This window comes from Erwinia rhapontici, from assembly GCF_020683125.1.
In the GTDB taxonomy this organism is placed as follows: Bacteria; Pseudomonadota; Gammaproteobacteria; order Enterobacterales; family Enterobacteriaceae; genus Erwinia; species Erwinia rhapontici.
The window spans coordinates 3,925,256-3,937,944 of record NZ_CP085627.1; the positions used below are offsets into that span (position 1 = coordinate 3,925,256).

At 55.0% G+C, this 12,689-nt stretch carries 11 protein-coding genes; 6 read left to right on the forward strand and 5 right to left on the reverse strand.

Features of this window, described 5'->3' with window-relative positions:
- Window positions 1-12: 12 nt before the first annotated feature.
- Complete coding sequence (cysI, locus tag LJN55_RS18170) at window positions 13-1,728, reverse strand: assimilatory sulfite reductase (NADPH) hemoprotein subunit (RefSeq protein WP_227534990.1); 1,716 nt, start codon at window positions 1,726-1,728, stop codon at window positions 13-15.
- Window positions 1,728-3,530 carry an NADPH-dependent assimilatory sulfite reductase flavoprotein subunit gene (gene cysJ / locus LJN55_RS18175; RefSeq protein WP_227534992.1) on the reverse strand — a complete coding sequence of 601 codons (1,803 nt, stop codon included), beginning with the start codon at window positions 3,528-3,530 and terminating at the stop codon, window positions 1,728-1,730. The genes cysI and cysJ overlap by 1 nt, the downstream gene beginning before the upstream one ends.
- A 287-nt stretch (window positions 3,531-3,817) precedes the next feature.
- On the opposite strand from cysJ, the gene queD reads away from it, so the two are divergent.
- The 5 genes from queD (at window position 3,818) to LJN55_RS18200 (ending at window position 8,165) form a co-directional block, all read left to right on the forward strand.
- The gene (gene queD / locus LJN55_RS18180) at window positions 3,818-4,177 is read left to right on the forward strand and encodes a 6-carboxytetrahydropterin synthase QueD (RefSeq protein ID WP_133846039.1); all 360 of its coding nucleotides are present in this window, start codon (window positions 3,818-3,820) and stop codon (window positions 4,175-4,177) included.
- Between the two features lie 238 nt (window positions 4,178-4,415).
- A complete protein-coding gene (locus tag LJN55_RS18185; protein WP_133846040.1) occupies window positions 4,416-5,114 on the forward strand; it encodes an amino acid ABC transporter permease in 699 nt (232 codons plus the stop codon).
- Complete coding sequence (locus LJN55_RS18190) at window positions 5,092-5,859, forward strand: amino acid ABC transporter ATP-binding protein (RefSeq protein ID WP_227534993.1); 768 nt, start codon at window positions 5,092-5,094, stop codon at window positions 5,857-5,859. The genes LJN55_RS18185 and LJN55_RS18190 overlap by 23 nt, the downstream gene beginning before the upstream one ends.
- Window positions 5,860-5,897: 38 nt before the next feature.
- Complete coding sequence (locus LJN55_RS18195; RefSeq protein WP_227534994.1) at window positions 5,898-6,671, forward strand: amino acid ABC transporter substrate-binding protein; 774 nt, start codon at window positions 5,898-5,900, stop codon at window positions 6,669-6,671.
- A 72-nt stretch (window positions 6,672-6,743) separates the two neighbouring features.
- On the forward strand, window positions 6,744-8,165 hold the full coding sequence (locus LJN55_RS18200; protein WP_227534995.1) for an ABC transporter substrate-binding protein: 1,422 nt from the start codon (window positions 6,744-6,746) through the stop codon (window positions 8,163-8,165).
- A 53-nt stretch (window positions 8,166-8,218) separates the two neighbouring features.
- On the opposite strand, the gene LJN55_RS18205 is transcribed toward LJN55_RS18200, so the two are convergent.
- The gene (locus LJN55_RS18205) at window positions 8,219-9,133 is read right to left on the reverse strand and encodes a LysR family transcriptional regulator (protein WP_133846044.1); all 915 of its coding nucleotides are present in this window, start codon (window positions 9,131-9,133) and stop codon (window positions 8,219-8,221) included.
- 102 nt (window positions 9,134-9,235) lie between these two features.
- Between LJN55_RS18205 and LJN55_RS18210 the strand changes: the two genes are divergently transcribed.
- On the forward strand, window positions 9,236-10,108 hold the full coding sequence (locus tag LJN55_RS18210; RefSeq protein ID WP_159337940.1) for an MBL fold metallo-hydrolase: 873 nt from the start codon (window positions 9,236-9,238) through the stop codon (window positions 10,106-10,108).
- A gap of 96 nt (window positions 10,109-10,204) precedes the next feature.
- Here LJN55_RS18210 and queE read toward each other — a convergent pair whose 3' ends face one another.
- Together queE and LJN55_RS18220 are read right to left on the reverse strand one after the other, a co-directional pair.
- On the reverse strand, window positions 10,205-10,876 hold the full coding sequence (queE, locus tag LJN55_RS18215) for a 7-carboxy-7-deazaguanine synthase QueE (RefSeq protein WP_133846046.1): 672 nt from the start codon (window positions 10,874-10,876) through the stop codon (window positions 10,205-10,207).
- A 138-nt stretch (window positions 10,877-11,014) separates the two neighbouring features.
- Window positions 11,015-12,682, reverse strand: a complete 1,668-nt coding sequence (locus LJN55_RS18220; RefSeq protein WP_227534996.1) for a methyl-accepting chemotaxis protein — start codon at window positions 12,680-12,682, stop codon at window positions 11,015-11,017.
- Between the last annotated feature and the right edge of the window lie 7 nt (window positions 12,683-12,689).

Consider the following 12,689-nt stretch of genomic DNA (forward strand, 5'->3'; position numbering starts at 1 on the left):
ATCACGCCTCCCTCATTCCCAGAAATCACGGGCCGGATCGAGTACCGGCCGGACGATCCCGGCACGGATGGTGAAATCACCGAAACCTTCGTCAGCTTCGCGCTCTTTCGCCCAACGGCCAACCAGCTCATCCAGCGTTGCCAGAATCTGCTCTTCATTGATGTTTTCACTGTGCATACGCGGAATGCGTGTACCCACGCGGTTACCGCCCAGATGCAGGTTGTAACGCCCCGGCGCCTTGCCGACCAGGCCCACCTCAGCCAGCAGCGCACGGCCACAGCCATTCGGGCAACCCGTTACGCGCAGGACAATATGCTCATCACCCACGCCGTGCTTATTCATGATGCCTTCAACACGCGTCACAAACTCTGGCAGGAAACGCTCCGCTTCAGCCATTGCCAGTGGGCAGGTCGGGAAGGCCACACAGGCCATCGAGTTTTCACGCTGATGACTGACGTTTTCCATCAGACTGTGCGACATCGCCAGCTGTTCAATTTTCTCTTTCTCTGACTCCGGCACCCCGGCAACAATCAGGTTCTGATTCGCCGTCAGGCGGAAGTCGCCCTGATGGATCTTAGCGATCTCGGCCAGACCGGTTTTCAGCGGCCGGCCAGGGTAGTCCAGCAGACGACCATTTTCGATAAACAACGTCAGGTGCCATTGATTATCGATGCCCTTAACCCAGCCAAAACGATCGCCACGTGTGGTGAATTCGTACGGACGGGTCGGCTCGAAGGTCAGCCCTGCACGGCGCTCCACCTCCGCTTTAAACACATCCGGGCCAACGCGCTCCAGCGTGTATTTAGTTTTTGCGTTCTTACGGTCGGTACGATTACCCCAGTCACGCTGAGTGGTGACGACGGCTTCGGCCACATCGAGAATTTTTTCCAGCGGCAGATAACCGAACTCACTGGCGGTGCGTGCGTAAGTGGCTTTATTCCCGTGGTCGATAGACAATCCGCCGCCCACCAACAGGTTAAAGCCCACCAGCTTGCCATTCTCGGCAATCGCAATAAAGTTCAGGTCGTTGGCGTGCAAATCGACGTCATTATGCGGCGGCACCACTACGGTCGTTTTGAACTTACGCGGCAGATAGGTTTCACCCAGGATCGGCTCAACGTCAGTGGTGGCCACTTTTTCCTGATCCAGCCAGATTTCGGCGTAAGCGCGGGTCTGTGGCAGCAGATGCTCAGACAGCTTTTTGGCCCACTCGTACGCTTCCTGATGCAGTTCAGACTCAATCGGGTTTGAGCTGCACAGCACATTACGGTTCACGTCATTGGCGGTCGCCAGCGCATCCAGACCCACTTCATGCAGCATCTGATGCGCCGGTTTAACGTTGCCTTTCAGAATGCCGTGAAACTGGAAAGTCTGACGGTTGGTCAGACGAATACTGCCGTAAATCGTGTTATCGGTGGCGAACTTGTCGATCGCCAGCCACTGTTTCGGCGTCATGATACCGCCCGGCAAACGGCAGCGCAGCATCATCGCATGGCGTGCGTCCAGTTTCTGCTCTGTGCGTTCAGCACGGATATCACGGTCATCCTGCTGGTACATACCGTGGAAACGGATCAGCAGGAAGTTATCGCCGTTGAAGCCGCCGGTCAGCCCGTCGTGCAGGTCTTCGGCAATGCCACCACGCAGATAGTTACTCTGTTTTTTCAGGCGTTCAGCGTCGACCAGCTTGCCTTCGACCACCAGCGGCCCTGGGTATTTTTCATTGCTCATTAGTACACATCTCGCTGATAACGGCGCTCAATGCGCAGCTCACTTAAAAATTCATCCGCCGTTTCGGTGTCCATTGCACCGAATTCGGCTACCACTTCCAGTAATGCCTGCTCAACGTCTTTAGCCATACGATTTGCATCGCCACAGACGTAAATGTGCGCGCCCTCTTCGATCCAGCGCCACAGTTCCGCACCTTTCGCACGGATTTTATCTTGTACGTACACTTTATGATCCTGGTCGCGGGACCAGGCTAAATCAATGTTTGTCAGCAAACCGTCTTTCACGTAACGCTGCCACTCAACCTGATACAGGAAGTCTTCGGTAAAGTGTGGATTACCGAAGAACAGCCAGTTTTTACCGCCAGCCCCTTCCGTATCACGCTGCTGCATAAAGGCGCGGAACGGTGCAATCCCGGTGCCCGGGCCAATCATAATCACCGGTGCATCCGGGTTGGCTGGCAGACGGAAATTATCGTTGTGCTCAATGAAGACACGGATTTCTGCATCCTCCTCCAGACGATCAGCAAGATAGCTGGAAGCCCCGCCAGCACGCGCACGGCCTTCAATCTCAAAGCGCACAGCACCAACGGTGATATGCACTTCGGTTTCATTCTCAGCCTGCGAAGAAGCAATCGAATAGAGGCGCGGCGTCAGCGGACGCAGCAAGCCGAGTAACTGCTCAGCGTTCAGCTCAGTCGGGGCGTAACGCGCCATATCAACAATCGGCGTGTTCTGCGCGTAATGGTGAAGTTTGGCTTTCTCGTCAATCTGCGCCAGTAACGCTTCATTACGGGAAAGCTGGGCATACTGCTCGACGATCTGCGGGGTATTGACCGTCAGTTCATAATGTTTTTGCAGAGCCTCTGCCAGTGGTAACGTCTCGCCGTTCACGGTAACTGTCTCGTCGCCTTTCAGCCACAGCAGTTCAAGCAGCTCTTTGACTAACAGCGGGTCATTTTCGAACCATACGCCGAGTGCATCGCCCGGCTGATAACGCAACCCGGAATCACCCAGATCAATTTCAATATGGCGCACATCTTTATCGGAGTCACGGCCCGTGATTTTCTGATTGACCGCAAAGCTGGCGGTCAGCGGAGTTTCTTTGGTGTAGGGGCTGCTGTGAATTTCATTCACGCTACCTGTTGCCGCTGCGGCAATCTGACCCGCGCTGGCATCCGGCACACGAGCTTTAAGAACATCCACCACCTGCTTACGCCAGGCTTCGGCCTGTTGCGCGTACTCCACGTCAGCATCAACGCGATCGAGCAGACGCTCCCCGCCCAGTTCAGCCAGTTTGTTGTCAAAATCTTTTCCGGCCTGGCTGAAAAATTCGTAAGACGTATCCCCCAGACCAAACACCGCAAAGGCGCTGCCGTCCATTTTTGGTGCTTTCTTCGACATCAGGAATTTATGCAGCGCAACGGCTTCTTCCGGCGGCTCCCCCTCGCCCTGCGTGGAGGTCACCACGACCAATAGCTTCTCCTGCCCGATCTGCTTAAATTTATAGTCACCGGCATTCACCAGGTTAACGTTCAGTTGCACGGCCAGCAGGTCATCACGCAGCTGTTCGGAGAGACGGCGTGCATTCCCGGTTTGTGACGCAGAGAGAATAGTGACGGTTGGCACCTCAACCGCAGCGGGAGCGCTGGCGACTGCCGTACCCGGCGCCTGATTGACCATGCCCCAGAAATAACCGGAAAGCCACGCCAGCTGGGTGGGGGAATAATCACCGGTGGCTGCCTGTAAGCGGGCAAGCTGGTCCGGATTTAACGGAAGCATGTTAGAGGGTGCCTGAGTCGTCATTGCGTTGAAAATTCCACAGTCAGAGAGCTATTAACAACAGGGTAAGGGCAAGCATAATAACCCTTAAATAAGGGTTGGAAATAATTAATAACCAAAATGACTAAACGGTTTTTATGGTAAGCATTAGCGACAAAACAGGTTAATCATTCTCATATTATTCAATCAGTTAAAAACAACACCTTTTACAGGTATTTCCCTTTATCGCGTTTAGCCGGGAAACGGGTGCGAAAAAAGCTGTTTTCCGGTATCCTGCGGCGGTTTTATTGATAAAGACTGAGACTGTCACTATGGCGACTACGCTGTTTAAAGATTTTCAATTCGAAGCCGCGCACCATTTACCGAATGTGCCAGCAGGGCACAAATGCGGCCGCCTGCACGGGCATTCCTTTATGGTTCGTCTGGAAATTACTGGCGAAGTGGATGCGCATACGGGCTGGGTAATGGATTTTTCAGAGATCAAGGCGGCGTTCAAACCCGTTTATGATCGTCTGGACCATTATTATCTCAACGACATCCCTGGGCTTGAAAACCCGACCAGCGAAGTGCTGGCAGAGTGGATCTGGCAACAGATGAAGCCGGTTCTGCCGCTGTTAAGCGCCGTACTGGTGAAAGAGACCTGCACCGCTGGCTGCGTCTATCGCGGTTGATTGCCAGACAGGCCTGTCAATCAGGCCTGCTTTTCTATACCCGTCATACTTCAAGCTGCCTTCATGCACCTCGAATTATTTTGGGTCTATATGCGTTTTCCAGAAAAGCTTATGAATTAAATATATATTCTTAGAGAATATATTATATCATTTCAAGATATAAGCGCTCCTTACACCACCGTGATATTCTCTCGCCACAGAACAAAAATCGATATTTATTTTTTAAGATGGGTGAACAATGCCAGCATGGCTTACGTTAGCAATTGATTCATTCTGGCCGATGCTGTACGCCGGTGTGACATTTACCATCCCTTTAACGCTGGTCTCTTTTGCACTGGGTTTATCGCTGGGTTTTATCGTTGCACTGGCACGATTATATGGGCCTAAGCCCCTGCAATATATTGTGCGATTTTATGTCTGGCTTATTCGTGGCACCCCATTATTGGTACAGCTATTTCTGATTTTCTATGCACTTCCTGGCGTAGGCATTACGCTTGATGCTTTCCCGGCTGCGGTTATTGGCTTCACGCTGAATATTGGTGCCTATACTTCTGAAGTGATCCGCGCCACGTTGCTTTCTGTGCCAAAAGGTCAGTGGGAAGCGGCGCACTCCATCAGTATGAGCTGGGTTCAGGCACTGCGTCGCATCATTATTCCACAGGCGGCACGCATTGCCGTCCCGCCGTTATCCAATACCTTTATTTCGCTGGTCAAAGATACCTCTCTGGCCTCGGTCATTACCGTCCCCGAGATGTTCCTTGCCGCACAGCGTATTGCGGCCGTCACCTATCAGCCATTAATACTGTATACCGAAGCCGCCATTATTTATTTATTAATCAGTTCTGTTTTATCCGCATTACAGACCAGACTGGAAAATAAGCTCGCCAGCAATAGCACGGTAAAGGAAAGAGATAATGATAAAATTATCCAACATTGAAAAACAATTTGATGGCAATCCGGTTTTAAAGAATATCGACCTGACAATTAATGAAGGTAGCGTGACGGCACTTATCGGCCCTTCCGGTAGCGGCAAGAGCACATTATTACGCTGCATCAACCTGCTGGAAATACCGCAGGCGGGCGAGTTAACCATCGGTAACGAACATATTGTATTTTCCGGCAGCCAACGTGTTGCCCGAAAAGATATCCGTCGTATTTGCCAGCAAACCGGCATGGTATTCCAAAACTTTCAGCTGTTTCCACATCTGACCGTCATTGAAAACATTATGGAAGGGTTGATTACCGTCCATAAACAGCATCCCGCTCAGGCTCGCGAACGTGCCGAAGCGCTGCTGAAGAAAGTGGGCATGATCCACAAGCGCGATGCCTGGCCTGCCACCCTGTCCGGTGGTCAGCAGCAGCGCGTGGCGATTGCCCGCGCACTGGCGCCGTCACCCAAGGTGCTGCTTTGTGATGAACCCACGTCGGCGCTGGACCCGGAGCTGTCGCTTGAAGTTGTTGCGGTGCTGAAGGATCTGGCAAAAGAAGGAATGACCATGCTGATGGCCACGCACGACCTGCGTCTGGCCGCCAATATTGCTAACCACGTGGTGTTTCTCGAAGCGGGGGAGATCGTGGAGACGGGAACCTCCCGCGATCTGTTTACCCGCGCCGAGAAAACCAGAACGAAAGCCTTTATCTCTACCCTGACCGACACCCTGCCCGATTCCTGGGAAATATAATTTAAGACCCCATCACAGACAGCATTCAGGAGTTTTTAATGAAAAAGATCGCAACGTTATTATTGGCAGGCCTGGTCCAGCTGAGCTTCTCCTCTGCCGCACTGGCAGAAACTGATCTCGCTAAGATTCAGTCGGACGGCGTGCTGAAAATTGGTACGGAAGGAACCTATCCACCGTTTACTTACCACGATGCTACCGGCGCGTTAACCGGCTTTGATGTCGAGATCGGCCGCGAAGTGGCTAAACGCCTGAACGTGAAAGCGGAATTCGTGGAAGGGAAGTGGGATGGTCTGATCGCAGGGCTGGATGCCAGGCGTTACGAAGCGGTGATTAACCAGGTGTCTATCACCCCGGAGCGTCAGCAGAAATATGATTTCTCTGTACCCTACATCGCCTCAAAAGGCGTGCTGATTGTGCGCAGCGATAACACCAGCATCAAATCCTTCGAAGATTTGAAAGGCAAAAAATCAGCGCATACGCTGACCAGCAACTATGCACAGCTGGCACGCAGCTACGGTGCGGAGATTGTCGGCACCGACGGCTTTAACCAGTCGGTCGATCTGGTGGCCAGCGGCCGTGCCGATGCCACCATTAACGATAACCTGTCGTACCTCGACTTTAAAAAACACAAGCCGGACGCCAACGTGAAAATCGCTGCCACCCGTGCCGATGCCGAGCAGGAAGGTATTCTCATCCGTAAAGGCAACCCTGAGCTGAAAGCCGCCATTGATAAAGCCTTAGCTGAGATTAAAAGCGACGGGACTTATCAGCGCATTTCTCAGCACTATTTTGCCGCTGACGTTTCCAAATAACCCCCCTCTGTGACACTCCGCAGGGCTGCCAATGCCCTGCGGAGACGCTTCTCCTGCTGATGAGTGACTTCAATGACGATCTCCTCCACTGACCTGTTTACCGTCGTTCAGCCCACGGTGCCGCTTGCCGATCCGCATGTTCTGTCAGATATCCGTGACCGGCGCAGCATTATTGATGCGATCTTTGATGCGCTCGTCAGACGCAACGATGAGGGCGAGTTTATTCCATGGCTGGCGGAAAGCTGGTCAGTGGAGGACGACTGCCGACGCTGGCGCTTCCAGCTGCGCGCTGGCGTGCGCTGCCACAACGGGGCAATACTCACAGCCTTTGATGCCCAAGCCTCTCTGCTGCGTGCACTCTCACCGGAGATGCCAGGCGAGCTGGGTACGCAGGGCGTGCTGCGCAGCTATTTACAGCATGCCACCGTGGCGGTGGCCGATAATGGCGCGCTGACGATCAACAACCCGGAACCTTTTGCTGATCTGCTGGATTTACTGGTGGATATTGCCATTGTGCCGGCAGACAGTCTGCACGCGCTGCCACAGCAGCCCATCGGCAGCGGACCTTACCAGTTCGCAGAGCAGCAGCCAGGGCGTATCACCCTGCATGCCTTTGATGATCACTGGGCGGGTAAACCGCCAGCGGCCACGCTGGTGTGGCTGGCCGAGCCTGATGCCGTGCAACGCCAGGCGCTGTTTGCCCGTGGTGAGGCCGATCTGCTGGTGGACCCGCTGTTTGAGCCAGCTGGCGCGGAACACATCGTCAGCCAGCGTAGTTATCTGTGCATTATTTTTCTGCTGAACCTGTTTGAGGGGGCCACACAGGATGTTCGGGTCAGAAAGGCGCTGAATCATGCCGTTAATCGTCAGGCGATAATCGCACATCCACAGATCGCTCAGGGTCATGCGCGCCCCTTAGCCGGGCCGTTAACGGCACGCCACAGCGGTATTCCGCAGGATGTGCAGCCCTATCGCTACGATCCCAACGCAGCACGACAGCTACTGGCAGACGCGGGCTATGCCTCAGGGCTGAAGCTGTCGCTGGCGCTCCCGGCACGCTTTCCCGATGAATCGATTGTGCTGGCCCGGCATATCGCGGAGGAACTTCAGGCGGTGGGTGTGACCGTCGATTTGACTATCTATGAAGACAGACCGGCCTATGCGCAGCGGGTACGCGATAAGCAGTTTGGCGATATTGCCTGCTTTGACTCCAGCCCGGCCAGCGGCTGGCGCATTTACCGTGAAAAACTGGATTCCCGCCAGCAGGGCCCGTGGTGGCAGGGGTATCACAGCGAGGCACTCAATGCGCTGCTTGACCGTGCCGCCGCGACGGCTGATGGCGATCAACGTGCGGCAATCATGCGCCAGGCGTTTACTCAGGTTCACGATGACGCACCCTGGCTATTTTTGTATGCCCCGGATCATCGCTGGGCGCTGGGAGAGAAAGCCCGCGGCTGGCACCCCTGCGCAGAAGGTCGGGTCCGCATCCTCTGATACCCTAAGGTGGCTCACAATACCGAGCCACCTCCCCGGCCCCCCATCCGTCTTTACTCTTCCCCTCTCAGCAGTCGCCCGGCGTCCTCTGCGCTAAACCATGCCACCAGAAAATCCAGCAATGTACGCAGGCGTGCAGACTGGTACTGCCGCGACGAATAAATCGCATACAGCCCCAGCTCATCAAGCTGATACTCTGGCAGCAAGGCTACCAGTTCACCGCTGGCCAACAGCGGTCCTGCACTGTAGTTCGGCTGCATGGAAATACCGGCCCCCGCCAGGGTGGCAGAGAGCAGCATCACCGAATCATTGCCACTCAGATTACCACTGACCGCCACCGCCTCTTTCTCCTCGCCCCGGGTGAAGTGCCACAGGCTTTTACCGAAATGCGAGTAGGCCAGGCAGTTGTGATGGGTGAGGTCCTGCGGGATCTGCGGCGTTCCCGCACGGGCAAGATAAGCGGGAGCCGCACAAATCACCGACTGACAGGTATGCAGGGGGCGGGCAATCAGGTTGGGCTCCAGCTGGGCAGTAATGCGCAGCGCCAGATCAATACGTTCTTCCACCAGGTTGACCCGTTGATTGCTGATGTGCAGGTCGATACGTACCCGAGGATAACGCTGCTGAAACGCGGTCAGTGCCACCATCAGCACGCTTTGCCCCAGCGACAGCGAACAGGAGACGCGCAGCAGCCCGGAGAGCCCCTCTCCCTCTGGCTGGTTGCTGTGCTCAATCTCGGCAGACAGCGCCGCCAGTTGCTGGCAACGCGCCAGGGCATGCTCTCCGGCAGGCGTCAGGCTCAGACGGCGGGTGCTGCGATGCAGCAGGCGCGCCCCCGCCCAGCTTTCCATCTGGTTCAGATAGCGGGTGACCATAGCCCGCGACATATCCAGCGTTTCCGCCGCCGCCGACAGGCTGCCGCGTTGAACAATGGTGATAAAAACCGTCGCTGCGGTGACGCGATCCATAATATGTCCGTTTTATGCAACAATCTGTTGCCTGATAGTCGGTTTATCTGCTGTATTTTGCAACCTACACTGGGTTCTTTTCCGACTCACAGGTTATTTACGATGAAAACCCGCCTCACTCTCCTGCTGGCGCTGACGGCCAGCGCTCCACTGTATGCCGCTGAAACCCTAAAACTGGAAGTTTATAATCCAGGCGAAGCCAGTATGTTTGCGGTTTCCAGCGAAATCATTTCCGGCCCGAATGAAGTGGTGCTGATTGATGCCCAGTTCCAGCGCAATGATGCCGAAGCGCTGGTCAAACGCATCAAAGCGACAGGAAAAACGCTCACTACGGTGTTTATCAGCCAGTCGGACCCGGATTTCTACTTCGGCCTCGATACGATTAAGCACGCCTTCCCACAGGTGAAAATTCTCGCTACTGCCGCCACGGTAGATCTCATTAAACAGAGCAAAGAGGGCAAGCTGGCGTTCTGGGGGCCGAAGATGGGCGCTAACGCTCCAGAGTCGCTGATTGTTCCCGAGGTCTTACAGGGCGACAGTTTTAAGGTGGACGGTGAGCGCATCGAGGTAAAAGGCGTGAACGGCCCGCAGCCGCAGAATACCTGGCTGTGGGTGCCCTCCCTGAAAACAGTGATGGGCGGCGTGGTGGTGTATGGCAATAATATTCACGTCTGGATGGCCGATGCGCAGTCAGCCACCGAGCGGTCAGTTTGGCAGCAGAAGCTGGAAGCGATTACAGCGCTGAAACCGGTGCGCGTTGTTCCAGGGCATTTCCTGCCGGGTGCAGCAGAGACAGTGGCGTCGGTGAACTTCACTCACCAGTATCTGAAAACGGCTGAAAGCGTGTTGGCAGAGAGTAAAGATGCCGCCAGTTATACCGCGACGATGAAGACGAAATACCCTGATTTAAAAGATGCGTCGAGCCTGGAATTGAGCGCGAAAGTGCTGAAAGGCGAGATGAAGTGGCCGCAGTAACCCTTCAGGGTCTGAAATCGTAGGGGCGAGGCACGCCTCGCCACATCCGCAACGGGTGAGGCATGCCTCACCCCTACATGGCCCTGTCGATCCGGGTCAGGCAATATTCAAATATTTATGCGTCTGCATCGATAACCGCCAGTTACGCGCAATGCAGGTTTCAATGCACAGCTTCGTCGCATCATCCTTCTGACTGATCGGCTGTAGCGCGATAATCCGCGCCTTATCATCGCTGAGCGTTGCCAGCAGATCATCCAGCGCATCGACGTCGCGCTGACGCGCCACCGGGTGTTTCACTTCATCGGCGCGCACCAGGGCCTGATGCAGCACATCATAGCCGCCGCGCATATTCACCTTCGGCGACACTGTCACCCAGGTTTCCGGCGTGCAGCGCACATCGTGCGTGCCGCTGGTTTCAATCTGGCAACCGAAACCATGCTGCTGAAGGGCTGCGGTCAACGGAGTGAGATCGTGAATGCACGGCTCACCGCCGGTGATCACAATATGTTTCGCCGTCCAGCCATGCTGGCGGATCACGCCGATCAAGGCCTCTGCATCGGCGGCACCCCAGGCATCGGTTTCGACGGTTTTCAGCAGAATATCGCCCAGCGATGTCTCCCGATCGGCCAGTTTATCCCAGGTATGTTTGGTATCACACCAACTGCAGCCCACCGGGCATCCCTGCAAGCGGATAAAAATTGCCGGTACGCCGGTATAAAGACCTTCGCCCTGCAACGTCTGGAACATTTCATTTATCGGGTACTGCATTAACATCTCGACTGGTGGCTAAAATACGGGCGCAGATTATGGCAGATTGACAGAATAAGGCCAAACAAAGCGTGCCAATCATTGCGCCGCCGTTGACCCTCCCCCCAATGCAGACGGTCAACGGCCAGGCAGGCGGGGTTAAAACGTCTCCCAATTCCCTTCGTCGGTGGCTGCGGCTTTACGCGGAGCGGCCAGCCGTGGGGTTTTGAGTGCCTGAGCGCCGCGGTTATCGACAACCACAGCACGCTGTGGTCCGATTTTAAACACGGCAACCGCCTGAGACAGCAGGCTGGCCTGCTCTTCCAGTGACGCTGACGCAGCCGCAGACTCCTGCACCAGAGAGGCATTCTGCTGCGTCACCCGATCCATCTCGGTGACGGCAAGGCCAATCTGGTCGATGCCACGGCTCTGTTCATCAGACGCCGAGGAGATCTCACCCATAATATCGGTGACGCGCACCACCGCGCTGACGATATCCGTCATGGTTTCCCCTGCCGTCGCCACCTGCTGTGAACCGGCATCCACGCGGTTGACTGAGTCCTCAATCAGGGATTTAATCTCTTTGGCAGCCTGGGCGCTGCGCTGGGCAAGATTACGCACTTCGCCCGCGACAACGGCAAACCCACGCCCCTGCTCACCGGCTCGTGCCGCTTCAACCGCCGCATTCAGTGCCAGGATATTGGTCTGGAAAGCGATGCCGTCGATCACGCTGATAATATCAGCAATCTTTTTAGAACTTCCCGCGATCTCATTCATGGTTTTCACCACACCTTCTACCACCCTGCCGCCTTTCGCGGCGGTTTCTGAGGCGTTCTTAGCCAGCTGTGACGCCTGACGCGCGTTTTCGGCGTTCTGCTTCACGGTGGCCGTTAACTCTTCCATGCTGGCCGCAGTTTGCTCCAGCGAGGCCGCCTGCTGTTCAGTACGGGAAGAGAGATCGTTGTTACCCTGAGAAATTTCACTCGCCCCGGTGTAAATGGCATTCGAACTGTCACGCACATTACCCACGGTGCCGATCAGCGACTGCTGCATTTGCGTCAGGTTACTGGCCAGCAGACCCATTTCGCTGCGCCCGTCCACCACCAGGGTTTCGGAAAGGTCACCCGCCGCGATACGCTGAATATGGACCAGCAACTGTTTTAACGGCGTCAGCAGAACACGTTTGATCACCACCCAGACCGAGCCCACCAGCAGCAGCAATATCAACACCACCGCCCCCAGCGTCCAGACCATATGGTTGTAGCCGTTTTGGTTATCGGTGACGCCCACCGCCAGCAGGCTGCCGTTCTGCTCACGCCAGCGGTCATAATTTTTTTCTAAATCATCCTGGGCTTTCTGCGCTTCCAGATTACCGTACGCTTCGTAGTTATTGGCCCCCAGATACTGAATGGACTGTTTCATGGTGTCGTACATCAGCTGATAGCTGCTGACAATGGCGTCATCCAGTGCCGTATTCTGGCCCTCTACCGCCGGATACTGTTTATAACGGCCAAAATGTTGTCCGGCATCGTCCAGCGTTTCAGAGGCCTGGCCCAGCAGTTTTTCAATCGCCGCCATGGAGACAGGATCGGTCTGCTTTTTCAGGATACGGATAGCCACCCGGTTGATGGTGACCCGCGTTTTGACCAGTGTTTGCCATGCATCACTCAGTTGCCCCTGTTGCTCAGTCAAAATCGTGGCACGGGTGAAGTTGGCTTTGTCCTGGCTTATCGCATTGAACGAGAGCGCGCTGGAGACAAGCAATAGCGCACTAAAAATGATCAGCATGATAACGATGCTGGTGACGACTTTTATATTTTTTAGCATGGTGCGC

Bases quoted from the DNA above. Each gene is read 5' to 3' on its own strand.
- LJN55_RS18195 (WP_227534994.1), top strand. From the start codon at position 5,898: ATGAAAAAGATCGCAACGTTATTATTGGCAGGCCTGGTCCAGCTGAGC.
- LJN55_RS18210 (WP_159337940.1), top strand. From the start codon at position 9,236: ATGAAAACCCGCCTCACTCTCCTGCTGGCGCTGACGGCCAGCGCTCCA.
- queE (WP_133846046.1), bottom strand. From the start codon at position 10,876: ATGCAGTACCCGATAAATGAAATGTTCCAGACGTTGCAGGGCGAAGGT.
- queD (WP_133846039.1), top strand. From the start codon at position 3,818: ATGGCGACTACGCTGTTTAAAGATTTTCAATTCGAAGCCGCGCACCAT.
- LJN55_RS18200 (WP_227534995.1), top strand. From the start codon at position 6,744: ATGACGATCTCCTCCACTGACCTGTTTACCGTCGTTCAGCCCACGGTG.
- cysI (WP_227534990.1), bottom strand. From the start codon at position 1,728: ATGAGCAATGAAAAATACCCAGGGCCGCTGGTGGTCGAAGGCAAGCTG.
- LJN55_RS18185 (WP_133846040.1), top strand. From the start codon at position 4,416: ATGCCAGCATGGCTTACGTTAGCAATTGATTCATTCTGGCCGATGCTG.
- LJN55_RS18190 (WP_227534993.1), top strand. From the start codon at position 5,092: ATGATAAAATTATCCAACATTGAAAAACAATTTGATGGCAATCCGGTT.
- cysJ (WP_227534992.1), bottom strand. From the start codon at position 3,530: ATGACGACTCAGGCACCCTCTAACATGCTTCCGTTAAATCCGGACCAG.
- LJN55_RS18220 (WP_227534996.1), bottom strand. From the start codon at position 12,682: ATGCTAAAAAATATAAAAGTCGTCACCAGCATCGTTATCATGCTGATC.
- LJN55_RS18205 (WP_133846044.1), bottom strand. From the start codon at position 9,133: ATGGATCGCGTCACCGCAGCGACGGTTTTTATCACCATTGTTCAACGC.